This is a genomic window from Aeromonas jandaei (genome assembly GCF_037890695.1).
Taxonomy (GTDB): Bacteria; Pseudomonadota; Gammaproteobacteria; order Enterobacterales; family Aeromonadaceae; genus Aeromonas; species Aeromonas jandaei.
The window spans coordinates 494443-513003 of sequence record NZ_CP149571.1 but is presented as its reverse complement, the minus strand read 5'-3'; the positions used below and the strand labels follow the sequence as shown (position 1 = coordinate 513003).

The following is an 18561-nucleotide window of genomic DNA, read 5'->3' as shown; positions in this document are numbered from 1 at the left end:
TTGGTGCGTCATTTTCACCTTGGTGATAGGCAGGGCATTGCTGGAAAAACTCGACACGCTGGTTGCGCGTTATGACGGGATTACCCGTCTCAAGACGCAACGGGCGCTGGGCCTCATGAGTCGCTACGGGCAGCAGGTATTTCAACTGCTGCCGGTCATGCTGCACTTCAATCATCCCCTGTTGCCTGGCTATGTTTCCGGGGATGTCCCTCATGGCATCTGGAGTTTCAGCACCACCCCGGAACAGCAAGCCTTCATCGATGACCTCTGCCAGAATGCCAATTGCCTCAACGGGCTTGCCACCCATGACCGAGCCATTCAAGGGCTCTACTCCATGGGCAGCACCTCCTCCATCGGCCAGTGCTGTCACTCGGATCTCGATATCTGGGTCTGCCACGTGGCCGGCTTGTCGCAGACGCGGCTCGATCTGCTGGAGCAGAAGTGCCAGCAACTCTCCAAGTGGGCGGAACAGCGCGGGGTTGATCTCAACTTCTTCCTGATCCCCGAAGACAAGTTCCGCCAGACCAATGATGCCGAGATGCAGGGGGAGAGCTGTGGCAGCGCCCAGCATCTGCTGCTGCTCGACGAGTTCTACCGCAGCGCCATGCATATCGCCGGCAAGCGGCTTATCTGGTATCTGGTGCCTGTCGAATATGACGACCACTACGACGAGTATGTGAACGGGCTGTTCGAGAGCGGCCAGCTCGATCAGGATGACTGGCTCGATCTGGGCAGTTTTAACCGGATCCCGGCTGAGGAGTATTTCGGCTCGGCACTGTGGCAGCTCTACAAGGGGATCGACTCTCCCTATAAAGCCGTGCTCAAGTCGGTACTGATGGAAGCCTACTCCCACGAGTACCCCAATACCCGCCTGCTCTCGATGATTGGCCGCGACTGGTTCCAGCACAACGAGGGGATGCACTACCGGCTCGACAACTACTGCCTGATGCTGGACAAGGTGACCAACTACCTCAAGTCCATCGGTGACATGGCGCGACTCGATCTGGTGCGCCGCTGCTTCTACCTCAAGGTGTGCGATGGCCTCAGCCATCCCAAGGACGATCACTCTCCCGAGTGGCGTCGCGAGCAGATGAGCCAGCTGGTCTCTTACTGGGGCTGGAGTCAGGAAAAGCTGTACCATCTCGATCACCGCCACGAGTGGAAGGTCGAGGAGGTGAAGATTGCCCATGCCGAGTTGCTGGAAGCCCTGATGCAGAGCTACCGCAACCTGATCCAGTTCGCCCGCCGCAACAACATCAGCGAGTCGATCAACCCGGAAGATATCGGCATCTTGTCGCGCAAGCTCTATGCTGCCTTCGAGAGCCTGCCGGGCAAGGTACAGCGGGTGAACCTCAAGATAGCGCCGGATCTGAGCGAGCCGGATCTCAGCTTCGTGCAGGTGCCGCACGGTCGCCTCAACCGCGCCGGCTGGTATCTCTACAAGCATTCGCTGGAGCCGGTGGACATCATTGGCCGCGCGCCGCTCGAGTTCAACGGCTACATCAGCAAGCTGGTCTCCTGGGCCTATTTCAACGATCTGCTGACGCCCCAGTCACGGGTGCACCTCTTCAATCAGGGATCGGATCTGCACATCGACAATCTGCACCAGTTCTGTCGCGATCTCTCCGGCTGCTTCCCCGAGAAGTACCCGCTCGCCACCAATCTGGCGCTCAGTCGGCCGTGCGAGATCCGTCAGCTTTCCATCTTCCTCAACCTGGAGATGGATCCGACCAGCCACTGGGTCGGGCAGGTAATCGAGTTCGACGCCAATACCGTGGATGTATTTTCGTTTGGTCGCAACCAGGAGTGTCTAGTTGGTTCGGTGGATCTGGTCTATCGCAACTCCTGGAGCGAGATCCGTACCCTCCATTTTCAGGGGGACGAGGCGGTGGTCGATGCCCTCACCACTATCCTCGGCAAGATGCATCAGGATGCCGCCGCCCCCGAGATGATCGAGGTGTTCTGCTACAGCCAGCACTTCCGCTCTCTGGTACGCTCCCGCTTCCAGACGCTGGTGGCCGAGTGTATCGACCTGCGCCTTGCCCGCGACAAGCAGCAGCTGGTCAAGACCATGGCGCTCGGTAAGGAGAAGTACGGCATCTTCTTCGAGCGGCGCGGGGTGTCGGTGAAGAAGCTGGAAAACGCCATCGATTTTTACCGCCACATCTCCCACAACAAGCTGGATCACCTGCCGCTGCGGCTCGACAAGACCCACAGCCAACATCTGCCGAGCATCGTTGATGCCTATGCCAGCGAGGGGCTGGTGCAGTTCTTCTTCGATACCCGGGATGCGGGCACCAACATCTATATCCTCGATGAGGCGAACCGGGTCGAGATCTACCAGCATTTTGCCGGCAACAAGGATGAGCTGGTCTCCGGCGTAAACCGCTTCTACACCTCGAATCACGAGCGCTTCAGCGATGACGGTCAGTTCATCAACTTCAACCTGCCCCAGTACTACGAGATAGTGCAGCACAATGGCGAGCTGGCGGTTATTCCCTACCGCAGCCAGGGGGCGGGGCGTGAACAGGTGCCGCCGACCCGAGATGTGGGTTAGCCGCTGCGGATACGCATCCTGAGAGCCCAGCAATAAAAACGGCCTGCAGTTGCAGGCCGTTTGCGTTTGCGGTTGCTCAGGCGCCGAGACGGGTCAGCAGCCAGCTGCGAATGTCGCCCAGCTGAGGGCGGCAAATCTCGTGGCGCATCGGGTATTCGTGCCACTCCGGGGCAAGCCCTATCTCTTCCAGCCGGTTCTTGGCATCCCAACCGAGCGACAGGCTCACCACATCGTCGTAGATGCCGTGCATGTAGCAGATGGGCAGGGAGCGAGCGGCTTCGCTCATTTCGTCTGCCAGCTTGTCTGGCGCGGCCAGATAGGTGGACATGCAGAGCAGGCCCGCCAGCGTTGCCTGATAGCGCAGCGCGGTGAAGGAGGCAATCACCCCGCCTTGGGAGAAGCCCGCCAGCACGATCTGTTCGGGGGCAAACCCTTCGGCGACCAGCTGATCCAGCAGGGCGCTGATCTGGCTGGCCGATTCACGGACATGGGACTCCACGGCCCGCTCGGCGGGATCCTCGAAGCTCTTGATGTCGTACCAGCCGCGCATCTTGTAGCCCATGTTGATGGTGATGGGGCGCTCGGGGGCATCCGGCAACAGGTGACGCACTGGCAAGTCAGCGGGCAGATCCAGCGCATCCACCAGCGGGGCCAGGCCGGCGCCTGAATCACCCAGCCCGTGCAGCCAGATCACCGCATAGCGGGCGCCCTGCGGATGGCGGTCAATCATGGGAATACCACGGGTTCACCAGCCTGAGCGGTGCAGGACTTGCTCAGCAGAGCCTTGAGCTCATGGCCGAAACGGTTGTCGATCCAGGTTTCACCCTGCAGTTCGAAGTGGAAGCCGTTCTCGCGGGTGGCGACCCAAATCTGGTGCAGCGGCTCCTGCTTGTTGATGATGACCTTGGTCTTGTTCTCGAACACGAGGGTCAGGACACCCCCGTTGCGCTCGCAGTCGATATCCGGATACCCCTCGTCGAGCGTGTCCTCCACGTACTGGAAAAAGGCGTCGGTCAGGGCGTGATACTCGTGATCCTTCATCGGTTTATCCTGTTGCTTTTAACAATGTGAGTGCGATTATAGAGGGCCAAAATTTTTTTCGCAGCGAACCATTATGATTACCCAGTTCACCAAGTGTCTGCTTGCTACTCTTCTTTCCCTCGGGTTGGCCGCCTGCGGTCTGAAGGGGCCGCTTTATATGCCGCCTCCCGAGCAACCCCAGAGCCAGAGTACACCGCAAGCGGCACAGCCTGCGACCCCTGCGGCAACCAACGAGGCCGCGCCGCAATAATGCCGCACCCATTCTAGGAAGGAACCGCCCCTTTGGATCACTTTAACTACGATGCCGCTGGCCAGCTTCAGGCCGAGCAAACCTCGCTGCAACAGCTTGCCGAGCAGTACGGTACTCCGCTTTATGTCTACTCCCGTGCCACCCTCGAACGTCACTGGCACGCCTTTGACAAGGCCGCGGGCGATATTCCCCACCTGATCTGCTATGCGGTCAAGGCCAACTCCAACCTGGCGCTGCTCAACCTGCTGGCCCGACTGGGGTCAGGGTTTGACATTGTCTCCGGTGGCGAGTTGTCACGGGTGCTGGCGGCGGGTGGCGACCCGCGCAAAGTGGTCTTCTCCGGGGTGGCCAAGAGCGAGGCCGAGATGCGCCTCGCGCTGGATAAAGAGATCCTCTGCTTCAATCTGGAGTCGGAAGCCGAGCTGGAGCGCCTCAACCGGGTGGCGGGCAGCATGGGCAAGAAGGCACCGGTGTCGGTGCGGGTCAATCCGGATATCGATGCAGGTACCCATCCTTATATTTCCACTGGCCTCAAGCAGAACAAGTTCGGCATCCCCATCGAGCTGGCCCCCGCCATCTATCGCAAGGCGGCGGCGATGGAACATATCGAGATCGTCGGGGTGGATTGCCATATCGGCTCGCAACTCACTGAATTGAATCCCTTTATGGAGGCGGCGGACAAGCTGCTGCGGCTGATCGATGGGCTGGCGGCGGAAGGTATTCATATCCACCATCTGGATGTGGGTGGCGGCCTGGGGGTCAACTATGGTTCCGAGCAGCCACCGCACCCGACCGAGTATGCCGAAGCGCTCAAGCAGAAGCTGGCGGGCCGGGATCTGACCCTGCTGTTCGAACCGGGCCGCGCCATCGTCGCCAATGCCGGCGTGCTGTTGACCCGGGTCGAGTATCTGAAGCCGGGTGAGACCCGCAACTTCGCGCTGATCGATGCCGGCATGAACGACATGCTGCGCCCCTCGCTCTATGGCGCCTGGATGAACATCATCGAAGTGGATAGCCGTGCCGGCCATACCCCTGCGCTCTATGACGTGGTGGGTCCGGTGTGCGAGACCGGTGATTTCCTCGGCAAGGAGCGAACCCTGGCCATCGCCGAGGGGTCGCTGCTGGCGGTGCGCTCGGCCGGTGCCTACGGCTTTACCATGTCATCCAACTACAACACCCGTCCCCGTGCCGCCGAAGTGCTGGTGGACGGTACGCAATCGTTCCTCATCAGAGAGCGCGAGCAGTTGACCGATCTCTGGCGCGGTGAGCACTTGCTGCCTTAAGCTGCCTTTAAAAGTGCCTTGAGCGCGCGCCCAAAAACAGGAACGCACGATGTTGATAGATTTTTCCAAGATGCACGGGCTGGGAAACGACTTCATGGTGGTGGACGGTGTCACCCAGAAGATCTTTTTCAGCAACGACGTCATCAAGAAGCTGGCTGATCGCCACTTCGGGGTCGGTTTCGACCAGCTGCTGCTGGTGGAGCCCCCCTATGACCCCGAGCTCGATTTTCATTACCGTATCTTCAATGCCGATGGCAGCGAGGTGGAGCAGTGCGGCAATGGCGCCCGATGTTTCGCCCGCTTCGTGCGTCTCAAGGGGTTGATCAACCGTGATCGCATCGCGGTCAGCACGGCGCGCGGTCGCATCGTGTTGCAGCTGGAAGGGGAGAATCAGGTCACGGTCAACATGGGAGTGCCCCAGTTCGAGCCGGGCAAGATCCCGTTTCGGGCCCAGAAGGCAGAGAAGACCTATCTGCTGCGGGCGCAGGAACATACCGTGATGTGCGGTGCCGTCTCCATGGGCAACCCCCACTGCGTCATCGAGGTGCCGTCGGTGGCCGATGCGCCGGTGGCTACTCTGGGGCCCATCATGGAGCGTCACGAGCGTTTTCCCGAGCGGGTCAATGTCGGCTTCATGGAGATGGTCAACGCCACCGAGATCAAGCTGCGGGTGTTCGAGCGCGGGGTGGGGGAGACCCTCGCCTGCGGTACCGGCGCCTGTGCGGCCGCGGTCATCGGCATGAGTCAGGGCAAGCTCAAGGAGCGGGTCACCGTCAGCCTGCCGGGCGGCAAACTGACCATCGCCTGGAAAGGGCCGGGCCAGCCGGTCTACATGACCGGGCCGGCCGAGCATGTCTTTGACGGCCAGATCGACGTATAAAGCAGTTATTCCGATTGATAGCGGTTCGGCTGCAGGAGCCATGCTCCCGCTGCCCATGATGTCGGGGCCAGTCCCCTTTCTCTGATGGATCAACCAAGTTATGAGTGAACTCAAACGGCAGGAGCAACTGGTGGACGAAGCCGCCGTGCTGGAGTACCTGGCCCGTTACCCCGAGTTTTTCCAGCGCCACGGTGCCGTGCTGGACAGGATCCGCATTCCCCACGAGCGCAAGGGATCGGTCTCGCTGGTCGAACGCCAGCTGGATCGCCAGCGCGAGCGGATCGAACAGCTGGAGCAGGAGATCACCGAACTGATGGGGATCGCCAGCGAGAACGAGCGGATCTTCCGGGTCTATGCCGATCTCTATGGCGAGCTCTATGGCTGCCAGACCCTGTTCGAGGTGAGTGCCGTGATGGGCAAGGCCTTCGTCCAGCGGCTGCGGCTGACAGGTCTGCGGCTCTGGCTTAATCCGAAAAAGTTCCAGTTAAGCGGCCCCGAGGCGCGCTTTCTGGCCGAGGGCAAACAGTTGGAGCAACTGCTGGGTCAACGTTTGCCGGGGCAGGATTACTACTTCGGCCGCCTGAACCAGAGCGAGAAGCAGGCGCTGTTTGGTCACGACGTGCTGGTCAACTCGGTCGCCCTGATGCGGCTTGGCGATCTCGGCGTGTTGGCCTTTGCCAGTTCGGATCCCAGCCACTTCACCCCGCACAACGACACCCTGTTGCTGGGCCAGCTGGGCCGACTGCTGCAACTGCGGCTGCCAGAGCTGGCGCATGGCTAGGGCGCCCGCCAAGGCGCCTCCTGTTGCCGAGCCACTGCCGTCCGGATTGGCTGACGATCTGGCGGCATTCATCGAATATCTGAGGGTCGAGCGCCAGCTCAGCCCTCACACCCGCAGCAACTATCAGGCCCATCTGGAGGCGATGACCGCCGCGCTGGTGAAGCTGGGGCTCGAAACGTGGAGCCGGCTTGAGGCGAGTCAGGTTCGGACTCTGGTGACCCGGATGCACAAAGAGGGGCTGGCGCCCCGTTCGCTCGCTACCAAGGTCTCCGCCCTGCGCAGCTTCTGTGACTGGCAGGTGCGCCAGGGCCGGCTGGTGGCCAATCCGGCCCGCGGTATTGTGACCCCCAAGCAGGGGCGGCCACTGCCAAAGAACCTCGATGTGGACGAGATGCACCAGCTGCTCAACATCACCGACGAGCAGGATCCGCTGGCGGTGCGGGATCGCGCCATCATGGAGCTGATGTACTCCTCCGGTTTGCGCCTGGCCGAGCTGGTGGGGCTCAATCTGGTGGATGTGAAACTCGACGATCGTCAGCTCAGGGTGACCGGCAAGGGCTCCCGCGAGCGGGTGTTACCCATCGGCCGGATGGCGGTGGAGTGGCTGCACAAATGGCTCAAGGTGCGACCGCTGCTGGCGGGCACCGAGAGTGAGGCGCTGTTTGTATCCAGCCGCCAGCAGCGGCTGTCGGCCCGTTCGGTACAGGCCCGCCTCGATGGCTGGGGCAACAAGCAGGCGCTCAATGCCCATGTCCATCCCCACAAGCTGCGCCACAGCTTTGCCACCCACATGCTGGAGTCCTCCGGCGATCTGCGGGCGGTGCAGGAGCTGCTGGGCCATGCCGACCTGTCAACTACCCAGATTTATACCCACCTCGACTTCCAGCATCTGGCCAAGGTCTACGACAGCGCTCACCCGAGGGCCAAGCGGGATCCTGAATCGCAGGAAGATGAATAACGGGCCGTGCGCCCCCGTTGCAGAGGAGAGTCCATGCACTTCTATCGCCGCTGGCAGCCGGTTGCCGCCATCTCGTTTGATCTCGACGATACCCTCTATGACAACGGCCCTGCCATCGAGCGGGCCGAACAGTGGATGTTGAGCCACCTGCGCAGCGAATATCTGGCCACTGCCATGCTCGACAAGCCGCGTTGGCTGGAGCTCAAACGCGCTGTGCTGCTGGCTCGGCCAGAGCTGCGCCACGATGTCAGTCTGGCGCGCCAGCAGACCATCTGCACCGCCATGATGGAGGGGGGGATGCCGGCGGCGCAGGCCGGGCGCGTGGCCGAAGAGGTATTTGCAGCGTTTCTGGCCGAGCGCTCGAAAATCGAGGTGAGCGATGCGACTCATGACCTGCTGGCCCGGCTGGCGGCACGCTATCCGCTGGTGGTCATCACCAACGGCAATCTCGATTTGGTGCAGGCAGGGCTTGAACCCTATTTTACTCTGGTCTGCAAGGCGGGGATGAATGCCAGAATGAAGCCGGCCCCGGATATGTTTGAGCAGACCCGCAGTGCTCTCAAGCTGCCTGCGGAGCGGATCCTCCATGTGGGGGATCATCCCGAGACCGATGTACTGGGGGCTCGCCTCCACGGTTTTCGCGCCGCCTGGCTCAATGAGCGGCAGCAGCCATGGCAGCAGTTGCAGCAACTGCCGGATGTAGAGCTGAGCGCGTTGGGAGAGCTGGCCGAGCTGCTGTTGTGAAGGTTGCCGTGCTGGTGAAGTGATGAAGGGGAAGTAGTATGGCGGAGCTGTCGTCACAACTCCGCCCGAGGTTGCCTTATCTGCCGCCAAACAGCTTCATCAGCTTGTCGAGCAGATCCAGCTGTTGTGGTGGATGCTTCATGGACTCCGCCTCGCGATCCAGCAGTGCCTGCTGCTCCTGCTGACGATCGCTCAGCACCCGATAAAGGGGCTCGACCAGCGATTCGCGCTGGGCAACCAGCGCCTGGAACATCGCCTGGTTGATGCGATAGGTCTCGACCGTGGCGAGCGCCCGTACCGTGAAGGTGCTGGGCTCGCCGGTGAGCAGGCTCAGCTCGCCAAAGAAGTCACCGGCCCCGAGCGTGCCGAGTTTCAACTCTTTTCCATCCGCATTGACCAGCATCTCGGCCTCGCCCTTGACCAGCACGAAGAGCCAGCTTGATACCTCCCCCTGCTCCAGCATTACGTCACCGCTGACGAAGGGGGCGAATTTCACCTGATCGGCCAGCTGAAGCAGCTCGTTCTCCTGCAACATGGCAAACAGTGGCAGCTTGCGCAACGTGTCGGTACGCTCGGCGGTATGGCGTTTGTGGCGCGCATCCAGATGTTGCTTCTCCTTGGCCATAAAGACGTTGAAGATCGGCGGAGTGAGGCGCCTGTCATTGCGACGCAGGGCGGCATCGATGAGGCTGCGTACCATGGAGTCGGTGGGATCATCGCGCGCCAGATCGGTCAGCCAGTAGCGCACCGCATAGCGGGCGATCCCCCCTTCGACGTTCATCAGCAGACAGTCAGGTTGCGGGTGCTTGGCGACGCAGGGCAGTTTGGTCTCCCGCAGGGACTTCTCGATCAGGGCGATGATCTGGGTCGGCAGGGTATCCAGCGTCAGATCGAACCAGACCCAGCGTCGCCACTGGAGCGGTTCGCCACGGCGACGGCCAAGCACGGTGAAACGCTGCTTGAGCAGGTGACTGTTGGGGATGACCACTGTCTCCCAGTTGCGGGTCTCGATGGTGGTGGCGCGCCAGTTGATCTCGACGACGCGCCCCTGGGTGGTGTCTACCTGCAGCCAGTCACCGATGGAGATGGAGCTGTCGAGCTGGATCGATACGCCAGCTAGCAGGTTGCCAAGGGTGTCCTGCATGGCAAAGGCGATGACGGCGGTGATCACCGCCGAGGTGGTGACTATCTCCCCGAGCGCCATGCCGGAAGCGTAGAGGCGAAACAGCCCCCAGCCGATGTAGCCGATGGTGATGACGATGTCGGCGATGATCCGCGGGATCTTCACGTGGCAGAGCGGCAGCAGGAATTCGAACAGCAGGATCCCCCAGATCTTCACCATCACCAGCCCTGCCAGCAGGGTGGAGATCTCAACCAGCAGATGGTGGGGGAGCGGCAGTTTGAACCAGCCCCCTTCCAGCTGGATCAGGACGATGACCACTATGCTCATCATCACGAAACCAAGCTCGGAGAGCAGCTCCCGTCGTTCGCCGGGGCGGCGCCAGAAGTGCACCAGCATCAGGGAGAGGGTGAGCAGGGGCCAGAACGGGTGTTCACCGATCCAGATCAGGGTCGGTAGTGCAGTGAGATTATCGCCAAACATAGCAGCCCCTTGGCATTGTTTACCTCCAGCATAGCTGTTCCATGGCGGAGAAATGGTGTGCCGATGCGCCATTTTATTTATGCTGCACTCAATAGCTTCAGGGAGGGCTTCCAGTGCAATTTTCAAAGAAAATCATCTGCTTGATGGCGCTCTTGCCGTTGGCTGGCTGTGACCTGCTGGTGGATCGCTATCGGGTCGAGTTCAGGGATGGATCCTGGCGCGAGATCGCCATTACCCCCTTCTCCAGCGAGGCACGCTGGCGCGAGGGATGTGCGACTGGCGAGGTGCTGAGCGACATGACGGTACCCATCAAGCGTGGCGACAAGGTGAATGGCCGTGAGCAGCTGTTGATTGGAGGGGAGAAGTTCGAGCTGGATGACAACAATCTCTATCGCAGCAATGGCATGGTCTTCGGCCAGTCGCCGGATCATATCCAGCGCGGCTTGAAAGGACTGGATGCTTGTCGTGGCTTGCGCCTCGAGCGAGGGGGAATGCCCAAGCTCAAGGCGCGCGGGTTTGGTGAGTAATTAGGTCTTGCTGGTGACCGCCTGGCGCTTGCGGCAGGCATCGCCAAATGCCTGGAAGATCTTGATGGAGTAGGGGTTTTCCCTCGCTTTCCACTCCGGATGCCACTGCACAGCCAGCAGGAAGGGGGAGATGACAGGGGCGTGGATCGCCTCGATCAGGCCATCCTCGGCGCGGGCCAGCGGTTCCAGCCCGCTGCCCAGCGTCTTGATCCCCTGTCCGTGCAACGAGTTGACCGCAATGCTCTCTTCGCCCATCAGGTCGGCAAACCAGCTGCCGGAGACCAGATGAATCTGGTGGCTCTCGCCATACTGCTCGTCTACTGAGTCGTCCGAATCTTCCCGATGATCGTCATATCCCGGCTCGCTATAGACCTTCTGGTGGATATCCCCACCCAGCGCCACGTTGATCTCCTGCATGCCGCGGCAGATGCCGAGGATCGGTAGTCCGCGCGCCAGCGCCCCCTTGATGAGCGGCAAATCGAACAGATCGCGATCCCGATCCTGCTGCTTCTCCGGAGTTAGATTTTCCTGACCATAGAGGGCGGGGTCTATGTTGGAGCCCGCGCCGCTCAGGTAGACGCCATCCGCCAGATCCAGATACTGCTCCAGATCGGCGGTGCCACAGCAGGTGGGCACCAAGAGCGGGATGCAGTGGCTGATTTCCACCAGCGGTGTGATGTATTTGTGGGTCATCACCTGATAGGCGTGGCCGTTGCGGGGCTGGGCGCCCATGGTCATCAATACGACGGGTTTACGGTTGGGAGGGAGTGAAGGCGTTGACATAGGGCACCTGAGTTATCCTTGGCGTTGAATTCGCATCCTGCGCCTTGGGCAGACCCTTGCACATAAACCGGACAAGGGCATGCCTCAAAGCATGGTCAAGGGATCCCGTGTCGGCCCGGGGGCAGAATCGTCGGTCAGCCTCGGCAACGACAGCCTGGATCCTGCTTCCAGTCTGCCAAGGCCGTTCAATATGTCAAACAAAATGATGCAAAAATGTTAATGGTTGTGGCTTGCATCTTCGCAAAACAGCCTGTTTGTGGTCATTTCAAGCCATCGCTTTGCATAAAACTGCTGCTTTGTGGTGGATATATTAAACGAGGTGGGTGTTGTGATGCGGGCGGGACTGGCGGGGCGTGCATAAAAAAACGCCTCTGCAAGGGGAGGCGTTTTTCGGGGATCACAGCAGGTCTTCAATCTCGCCGCGCAGATACTGGTACATCTCGCGATAGGCGACCGGCGGCTTGTTCAGCTCCCGCTCCTTGTTGGCGCTGCGGATCAGCTGGCGCAGCTTCTGGCGATCCAGTTCGTGGAACTGGGACATCAGCTCGTTGAGGGCGCTATCTCCCTCGCTGATCAGCCGCTCGCGCCACTGCTCCAGCCGGTGCAGGCGGGCATTCACGGTGGAGTGGCGGTTCTTGATGATGGAGAGCGCTTCGGCGATCGGCTCTACATCCCGGCTGCGCATCAGGCGGCCGATGAACTGCAGGTGACGGCGGAAGGACTCATCCTTCTTCGGCTTGAGCTTGCGGCCCAGCTCGACCGCTTCTGCCAGCTCTTCATCCAGCGGGATCTTCTCCAGCTCGCTGTGGCTGAGGGAGACAATCTCTTCCCCCATCTTCTGCAGGGCTTCGGCATCACGCTTGAGCTGGCTCTTGCTGGGGCCCCAATCTTCCCACTCGTTGTCGTCTTGATGGTGACTCATCGGTCTCTTGATTCCTGTCATTCACATTTGGTGGATATGTTACCAGCTTCTCCCGCTGGGCGCAGGGGTCTGATATGCTTAGCCCCTTTCCTTCCTTCATACAGATGTGAGTTATGGATCAGCAAGACCAAATCCGCCAGGATCAAGCCCATCTCGAGGCCGTGGTTGCCGAGGCTCTGGATATTGCCAAAGGACTGGGCGCTTCGCTGGCCGAAGTCTCCATCAGCAAGCAGACCGGACTGTCGGTCAACACCCGCGGTTGTGAACTGGAAAGCATTGAATTCAACAAGGACGGCGCGCTCGGTATCGCCGTCTATCGCGATGGCTGCAAAGGCTCCTCTTCCACTACCGACCTGAGCCGTCCCGCCATCCGCGCCGCCGTTGAAGCGGCGATGGAGATTGCCCGCCACACCTCACCGGATGCCTGTGCCGGTCTGGCGGATGCCGAACTGCTGGCCTGGGATGCGCCCGACCTGCAGCTGTGCCACCCGGTGGCGCTGGATCCCCAATACGGGATCGAGCTGGCTACCGAGTGCGAGCGCCTGGCGCTGGGGCGCGATGCCCGCATCAAGCACTCCGACGGGGCTGGTTTCTCCAGCCACCTCGGCATCAAGGTCTATGGCAACAGCCACGGCTTCGTCAAAGGCTATGCAGCCTCGCGCAACTCCCTCAGCTGCGTGCTGATCGGCGAGCAGGATGGCGACATGCAGCGCGATTATGGCTACTCCTCCAGCCGAACTCTTGAAGGGATCTGGAGCCCGCAACGCATCGCCGATGAAGCGGTGGAGCGTACCCTCTCCCGCCTTGGCGCCCGCAAGATTGCGACCTGTCAGGCTCCGGTCATGTTCCATCCCGATACCGCCTCCGGTCTGTGGGGTCATCTGGTGATGGCGATCAGCGGGGGCAATCTCTATCGTAAGTCGAGCTTCCTGCTGGACAAGCTGGGCAAGCAGATCCTGCCCGAGTGGCTGACCATCCAGGAGTTCCCCCACCTGCTGGGCGGTCTGGCCAGTACCCCGTTTGATGGCGAAGGGGTGCGTACCCGCGATATGGACATAGTGCGCAATGGCGAGCTGATGAGCTGGCTGCTCACCTCCTACTCCGCCCGCAAACTGGGGTTGACCAGCACCGGTCACGCCGGTGGTATCCACAACTGGCAGGTCTCCAGCACAGGTCAGGACTTCAATGGCATGCTCAAGGAGATGGGCACCGGTCTGCTGGTGACCGAGCTGATGGGGCAGGGGGTCAACATCGTCAATGGCGACTACTCCCGCGGTGCCGCCGGTTTCTGGGTCGAGAATGGCGAGATCGCCTATCCGGTCGAGGAGATCACCATTGCCGGCAATCTGGCCGAGATGTTCAGCCACATAGTGGCGGTGGGTAGCGATGAAGATGAGCGCTCCAGCCTCAAGACCGGCTCGGTACTGGTGGAGAGCATGAAGCTGGCGGGTCACTGATCCCCCGGTTCTGCCGAGCAGAAAGAATGCAAAAGGCCCCTCGCAGTGCGAGGGGCCTTTTTGTTAGCCAGTGCTCAGGGGCGGCAATCAGCCCTTGATGCGCTCGATGCGGCCACCCAGACCTTGCAGCTTCTGCTCGATGTTCTCGTAGCCACGGTCGATGTGGTAGATGCGGTCGACGATGGTGGAGCCTTCAGCAACGAAGCCGGCCAGTACCAGGCTGGCAGAGGCGCGCAGATCGGTCGCCATCACCTGGGCACCCTTGAGCTGGGCGGTGTCGCGGCAGATGGCCACGTTGCCCTGCAACTCGATGTCGGCGCCCATCCGAACCAGCTCGGGAACGTGCATGAAGCGGTTCTCGAAGATGGTCTCGGTGATCATGCCGGTGCCTTGGGCCACCGCGTTCAGCACGGTGAACTGGGCCTGCATGTCGGTCGGGAATGCCGGGTAGGGGGCAGTCTTGATGGTGACCGGCTTGAGCGTGCGGCCAGTCATGTCGAGGGTGATCCAGTCTTCACCCTTCTCAATCAGGGCGCCAGCCTCTTCCAGCTTGACCAGTACCGCTTCCAGTAGGGTCGGGTCGGTGTTGCGGCAGGTGATCTTGCCGCCGGTAACCGCTGCGCCCACCAGGAAGGTACCGGTTTCGATACGGTCAGGCTGGACGCTATAGCTGCCGCCGTGCAGACGCTCGACGCCGTCGATGATCAGGGTGTCGGTGCCTGCGCCCTGGATCTTGGCACCCAGCGCGTTGAGGAAGTGGGCCAAATCGACCACTTCCGGCTCGCGCGCGGCGTTTTCGATCACGGTACGGCCTTCAGCCAGGGTGGCGGCCATCATCAGGTTTTCGGTACCGGTGACGGAGACCATATCCATCAGGATGTGGGCACCCTTCAGGCGACCATCGACGCGGGCCTTGATGTAGCCATCCTCGATGGTGATCTTGGCGCCCATCAGCTCCAGACCGTGGACGTGCAGGTTTACCGGACGGGCACCGATGGCGCAGCCGCCGGGCAGGGAGACATCGGCAGCACCGAAGCGGGCGGCCAACGGGCCCAGCGCCAGAATGGAGGCGCGCATGGTCTTCACCAGCTCGTAGGGGGCAACGTGGTTGTTCACGGCACCGGTCAGCACGGTCACATTGCCGTTGACCTTGGTGGTGGCGCCCAGCATTTCCAGCAGCTTGATGGTGGTGCCCACGTCTTTCAGGCGCGGTACGTTGGAGAGGTGAACCTCTTCATCACAGAGCAGGGTTGCGAACAGGATCGGCAGCGCGGCGTTTTTGGCGCCGGAGATGGTCACTTCGCCGTTGAGAGTACAACGACCATCGATTTTGAATTTGTCCATTTTCTACTTGGTTACCAAATCAGGAGGGCATTAGGAATTTACGTTCGCGTTTCCACTCGGCGTCGGTGAACGCCTTGATGGAGAGGGCGTGAATGGCGTTGCTGGCGATCTTGTCCATCAGCGGGGCATAGATGGCCTGCTGTTTCTTGACCCGGCTCATGCCGTCAAACATGTCACCAACGGCGATCACCTGATAGTGACTACCGTCCCCTTTGACATGGACTTCGGACAATGGCAGAGCCTCGAGGAGTATCGCTTCAATTTCAGAGACTTGCATTATGCGTCCTCAGTTGTGAGCGGAGTTGACTGAAACAAACCGGCCACCCCGTAGAGGTTGGCCAGGGTATAGAAATCACTGGAGGCGCCCACCAGTTGCGGTGTGACGCCTCGTGCGAGAGCGGCTTTAGCCCATTTGACCAGCAGTGCCAGCCCGGCGGAGTCGAGGGTGGCGACCCCGCCCAGCTCGAGCCGGTCATCATGCCACCACTCGTCGCGGCGTTGCCACAGGTCCTTGACCTGTGGCGCTTGCAGATCACCGCTCAGGATCATTTCTTGAGTACCAGCGGCTTGGCATTGTGTTCGTTGAGCTGCTTGATCACGGCATCGATGCCATTCTGGCGGATGAGGCCGCCCAGCTCGCTCTGCTTGGCGGAGAGCAGGCTGATCCCCTCTGCCACCATGTCGAAAGCTTTCCACTCGCCGGTCTTGTTGTTCTTGCGCAGCTTGAACTCGAGGAAGATGTCCGGCTTGCCGGCTTCTTTCACACTGACGTTGACTGCGGTGATGTTGCTGGTGCCCGGCGCCTTGCCCGGCTCGACCTTGACGGTCTGCTTGTCGAAGTGGGCCAGCGCGTCGGCGTAGGAGCTCACCATGTACTCGGTAAAGGCGGCGACGAAGGCGTCACGCTGGGCTGGAGTGGTCTCCTTGATCTGGTTGCCCAGTACCTTGTAGGCAGCGAAGCGGTTGTCCACATAGGGCAGCAGCTCTTCGCGGATGATCACCCGCAGGTGATCCGGATTGCTTTTGACCTCAGCCTGATCGGCTTTCAGGCGGGCAAAGGTCTGTTTGGCTGCCTGATCCACTAATGCGTAGGGATCGGTGGCATCAACCGCCTGAGCGGACAGGGAAAAGAACATGCTGGTCATCAGACCCAGCAGCAGGGCAATTTTCTTGAACATGGTTACTCCTTCTTGCTGTCTGACTTGCTGTCGGAGGACTGGCTGCTATAGAGGAACTTGCCAATCAGATCTTCCAGCACGATGGCGGATTTGGTGTCTTCAATCAGGTCGCCATCCTTGAGCATGCTGGTCCCCATCTCCTCGTCGGTAAAGCCGGGGGCCAGACCGATGTACTGCTCGCCGAGCAGACCGGAAGTGAGGATGGAGAGGGTGCTGGTCTCGGAGAACTCGCCGGCACTCTTTTCCATCTGCAGGGTGACCTCGGGAACCTGGGTTTTCGGGTCGAGCACGATGTCGCTGACCCGGCCAACCACCACGCCGCCGACCTTGACCGGCGAACGGACTTTCAGGCCGCCGATATTATCGAAATGCGCGCGCAGGGTATAGGTTTCTCCTTCCGGTTTGAAGCTCAAACCGGCCACTTGCAGTGCCAACGCCAGAATGGCACCGATGCCGGCCAGCATGAAGGTGCCAACCAGGAATTCTACTTTGCTGAACTTCATCTTTACCTTATCCAAACATGACTGCAGTGAGAATAAAATCCAGGCCGAGTACGGCGAGGGACGAGTGAACCACGGTACGAGTCGTGGCCTGACTGATCCCGGCCGAGGTCGGCTTGGCATCATAGCCGTTGAAGAGGGCTATCCAGGTGACCACCAGAGCGAAGATCAGGCTCTTGATGGCACCCTGCATGATATCTTCATGCCAGTCGACAGAGGCCTGCATGGCAGACCAGAAGCCCCCTTCGTCGACGCCAAGCCAGTCAACCCCGACCAGCTTGCCGCCAAAGATACCGATCAGGCTGAACATGAAGGCCAGCAGCGGCATGCTGATGACCCCGGCCCAGAAGCGGGGCGCCACCACGCGGCGCAGCGGATCGACTGCCATCATCTCGAGGCTCGAAAGCTGCTCGGTCGCCTTCATCAGGCCGATCTCGGCAGTGAGAGCCGAACCGGCGCGACCGGCAAACAGCAGTGCGGTTACCACAGGGCCCAGCTCCCGCAACAGGGAGAGAGAGACCAGCGGGCCCAGACTCTGCTCGGCACCAAAATCCTTCAATACGTTGTAACCCTGCAGCGACAGCACCATGCCGATGAACAGCCCTGACACCAGAATGATGGCGACGGACTGCACCCCGACTACATAGAGCTGCTGCACCAGCAACGGGAAGTGCTTGCGTGGCTCGGGTTTGCCTGCCAGCGCATGGAACAGCATGATGGCTGCCCGACCCAGGGAGGTGATGGCGCGAATGCCGACCCGCCCCAGTTTGCTTATTTGACTTATCAACATCAGAGATCCTGTAGCAGGTCGCCTGCCGGAAAGTGAAACGGAACAGGACCATCGGGCAATCCTTTGAGGAACTGCTCGACTTCGGGGTTGTGTTCCTCGCGCAGCTGTTCCGGCGTACCGTGTGCCACCACCTTGCGGTTGGCGATGATGTAGGCGTAATCGGCGATGCTGAGCACCTCTTTCACGTCGTGGGTGACGATGACGGAGGTGATACCAAGGGCATCATTCAAATCCTTTATTAGCTTGACCAGCACCGCCATGGTGATGGGATCCTGGCCGACAAACGGCTCGTCATACATGATGAGATCTGGATCCAGCGCGATGGCGCGAGCCAGTGCTGCCCGGCGGGCCATGCCGCCGGAGAGCTCGGAAGGCATCAGTTTTGCCGCGCCGCGCAGACCTACAGCCTGCAGCTTCATCATGACAATGGTGTGGATCAGCTCTTCCGGCAGACCTGAGTGCTCCCGCAACGGGAAGGCCACGTTGTCGTAGACCGTCATGCCGGTAAAGAGGGCACCGCTCTGGAACAGCATGCTCATCCGCTTGCGCACCTCGTAGAGGCGCGAACGGGAGAGGGCGGGGATATCTTCCCCGTCAAACAGGATATGACCGGACTCTGGTTTGAGCTGGCCCCCGATCAGCCGCAGCAGGGTCGTTTTGCCGATGCCGCTCGGGCCCATGACGGCGGTGACCTTGCCACGGGGAATGGTCAGGTTGATCCCGTCATACAGCAGCCTGTCTCCGTGACTGAAGGTCAGATCGGAGACGGTGATCAGGTCATTGTTCAAACAATTGTCCATTCGGTGTAAATGAGGTGCGAATTTTATGGGCTAGTCTAGGTCTAAGCAACAGCAAGGAACAACTATTGAGCAGCCTTCAGCGCGGTTTGCGCGACAGTTTTATGTAACAAACTGCGTCATGTGTTACGGGATTTGCCATCCGATTCGCTTATCAGAGCAGACT

The 18561-nt window shown here is 60.5% G+C and carries 21 protein-coding genes; 9 read left to right on the top strand and 12 right to left on the bottom strand.

Annotation, left to right across the window (positions count from 1 at the left end):
- Positions 1 to 37 precede the first annotated feature (37 nt).
- Positions 38 to 2557, top strand: a complete 2520-nt coding sequence (locus WE862_RS02590; RefSeq protein WP_043850949.1) for a class I adenylate cyclase — start codon at positions 38 to 40, stop codon at positions 2555 to 2557.
- Positions 2558 to 2633: 76 nt separating this feature from the next.
- Here the strand turns inward: WE862_RS02590 and WE862_RS02585 are convergent, their stop codons facing one another.
- Both WE862_RS02585 and cyaY read right to left on the bottom strand, forming a co-directional pair.
- Positions 2634 to 3287 carry an alpha/beta hydrolase gene (locus tag WE862_RS02585; protein ID WP_042030137.1) on the bottom strand — a complete coding sequence of 218 codons (654 nt, stop codon included), beginning with the start codon at positions 3285 to 3287 and terminating at the stop codon, positions 2634 to 2636.
- On the bottom strand, positions 3284 to 3598 hold the full coding sequence (cyaY, locus tag WE862_RS02580) for an iron donor protein CyaY (protein ID WP_033115480.1): 315 nt from the start codon (positions 3596 to 3598) through the stop codon (positions 3284 to 3286). Before cyaY ends, WE862_RS02585 begins: the two co-directional genes overlap by 4 nt.
- 73 nt (positions 3599 to 3671) lie before the next feature.
- On the opposite strand from cyaY, the gene lptM reads away from it, so the two are divergent.
- The 6 genes from lptM (at position 3672) to WE862_RS02550 (ending at position 8494) form a co-directional block, all read left to right on the top strand.
- Positions 3672 to 3848, top strand: coding sequence for an LPS translocon maturation chaperone LptM (gene lptM, locus WE862_RS02575; protein ID WP_082035419.1), 177 nt, complete (start codon positions 3672 to 3674; stop codon positions 3846 to 3848).
- Positions 3849 to 3880: 32 nt separating this feature from the next.
- A complete protein-coding gene (gene lysA, locus WE862_RS02570; protein WP_042030135.1) occupies positions 3881 to 5131 on the top strand; it encodes a diaminopimelate decarboxylase in 1251 nt (416 codons plus the stop codon).
- Between the two features lie 49 nt (positions 5132 to 5180).
- Positions 5181 to 6011 carry a diaminopimelate epimerase gene (gene dapF, locus WE862_RS02565; protein WP_033115478.1) on the top strand — a complete coding sequence of 277 codons (831 nt, stop codon included), beginning with the start codon at positions 5181 to 5183 and terminating at the stop codon, positions 6009 to 6011.
- A gap of 100 nt (positions 6012 to 6111) precedes the next feature.
- Complete coding sequence (locus tag WE862_RS02560) at positions 6112 to 6792, top strand: DUF484 family protein (protein WP_033115477.1); 681 nt, start codon at positions 6112 to 6114, stop codon at positions 6790 to 6792.
- Positions 6785 to 7750 carry a tyrosine recombinase XerC gene (gene xerC, locus WE862_RS02555; RefSeq protein ID WP_042030134.1) on the top strand — a complete coding sequence of 322 codons (966 nt, stop codon included), beginning with the start codon at positions 6785 to 6787 and terminating at the stop codon, positions 7748 to 7750. The genes WE862_RS02560 and xerC overlap by 8 nt, the downstream gene beginning before the upstream one ends.
- A gap of 33 nt (positions 7751 to 7783) precedes the next feature.
- Positions 7784 to 8494 carry an HAD-IA family hydrolase gene (locus WE862_RS02550; protein WP_042030133.1) on the top strand — a complete coding sequence of 237 codons (711 nt, stop codon included), beginning with the start codon at positions 7784 to 7786 and terminating at the stop codon, positions 8492 to 8494.
- 76 nt (positions 8495 to 8570) lie between these two features.
- Here the strand turns inward: WE862_RS02550 and WE862_RS02545 are convergent, their stop codons facing one another.
- Positions 8571 to 10097, bottom strand: a complete 1527-nt coding sequence (locus WE862_RS02545) for a cyclic nucleotide-binding domain-containing protein (protein WP_339058696.1) — start codon at positions 10095 to 10097, stop codon at positions 8571 to 8573.
- A gap of 143 nt (positions 10098 to 10240) precedes the next feature.
- Here WE862_RS02545 and WE862_RS02540 point away from each other — a divergent pair, with 143 nt between their 5' ends.
- On the top strand, positions 10241 to 10624 hold the full coding sequence (locus WE862_RS02540; protein WP_041210163.1) for a hypothetical protein: 384 nt from the start codon (positions 10241 to 10243) through the stop codon (positions 10622 to 10624).
- Here the strand turns inward: WE862_RS02540 and WE862_RS02535 are convergent, their stop codons facing one another.
- Positions 10625 to 11407: a gamma-glutamyl-gamma-aminobutyrate hydrolase family protein gene (locus tag WE862_RS02535; protein WP_042030131.1), complete on the bottom strand. Its 783-nt coding sequence runs from the start codon at positions 11405 to 11407 to the stop codon at positions 10625 to 10627.
- Positions 11408 to 11804: 397 nt separating this feature from the next.
- Positions 11805 to 12329 carry a ribosome biogenesis factor YjgA gene (yjgA, locus tag WE862_RS02530; protein ID WP_041210114.1) on the bottom strand — a complete coding sequence of 175 codons (525 nt, stop codon included), beginning with the start codon at positions 12327 to 12329 and terminating at the stop codon, positions 11805 to 11807.
- A 113-nt stretch (positions 12330 to 12442) separates the two neighbouring features.
- Between yjgA and pmbA the strand changes: the two genes are divergently transcribed.
- Positions 12443 to 13786 (top strand): metalloprotease PmbA, encoded by a 1344-nt coding sequence (gene pmbA / locus WE862_RS02525; RefSeq protein WP_042030129.1) that lies wholly within the window; start codon positions 12443 to 12445, stop codon positions 13784 to 13786.
- Between the two features lie 87 nt (positions 13787 to 13873).
- Here the strand turns inward: pmbA and murA are convergent, their stop codons facing one another.
- From murA to mlaF, 7 genes are read right to left on the bottom strand one after another with little or no spacing between them, the layout of a single operon-like run.
- Positions 13874 to 15130, bottom strand: a complete 1257-nt coding sequence (gene murA / locus WE862_RS02520) for a UDP-N-acetylglucosamine 1-carboxyvinyltransferase (protein ID WP_041210116.1) — start codon at positions 15128 to 15130, stop codon at positions 13874 to 13876.
- Positions 15131 to 15149: 19 nt separating this feature from the next.
- Positions 15150 to 15407, bottom strand: a complete 258-nt coding sequence (ibaG, locus tag WE862_RS02515; RefSeq protein WP_033115468.1) for a BolA family iron metabolism protein IbaG — start codon at positions 15405 to 15407, stop codon at positions 15150 to 15152.
- Complete coding sequence (locus tag WE862_RS02510) at positions 15407 to 15679, bottom strand: STAS domain-containing protein (protein ID WP_042030128.1); 273 nt, start codon at positions 15677 to 15679, stop codon at positions 15407 to 15409. The genes ibaG and WE862_RS02510 overlap by 1 nt, the downstream gene beginning before the upstream one ends.
- Entirely contained in the window at positions 15676 to 16308 is a 633-nt protein-coding gene (mlaC, locus tag WE862_RS02505) for a phospholipid-binding protein MlaC (RefSeq protein ID WP_033115466.1), read from the bottom strand. The genes WE862_RS02510 and mlaC overlap by 4 nt, the downstream gene beginning before the upstream one ends.
- A gap of 2 nt (positions 16309 to 16310) precedes the next feature.
- Positions 16311 to 16811 carry an outer membrane lipid asymmetry maintenance protein MlaD gene (mlaD, locus tag WE862_RS02500; RefSeq protein WP_033115465.1) on the bottom strand — a complete coding sequence of 167 codons (501 nt, stop codon included), beginning with the start codon at positions 16809 to 16811 and terminating at the stop codon, positions 16311 to 16313.
- Between the two features lie 7 nt (positions 16812 to 16818).
- Positions 16819 to 17598: a lipid asymmetry maintenance ABC transporter permease subunit MlaE gene (gene mlaE / locus WE862_RS02495; protein WP_033115464.1), complete on the bottom strand. Its 780-nt coding sequence runs from the start codon at positions 17596 to 17598 to the stop codon at positions 16819 to 16821.
- Positions 17598 to 18398 (bottom strand): phospholipid ABC transporter ATP-binding protein MlaF, encoded by an 801-nt coding sequence (gene mlaF / locus WE862_RS02490; RefSeq protein ID WP_042030127.1) that lies wholly within the window; start codon positions 18396 to 18398, stop codon positions 17598 to 17600. Before mlaF ends, mlaE begins: the two co-directional genes overlap by 1 nt.
- Positions 18399 to 18561: the final 163 nt, after the last annotated feature.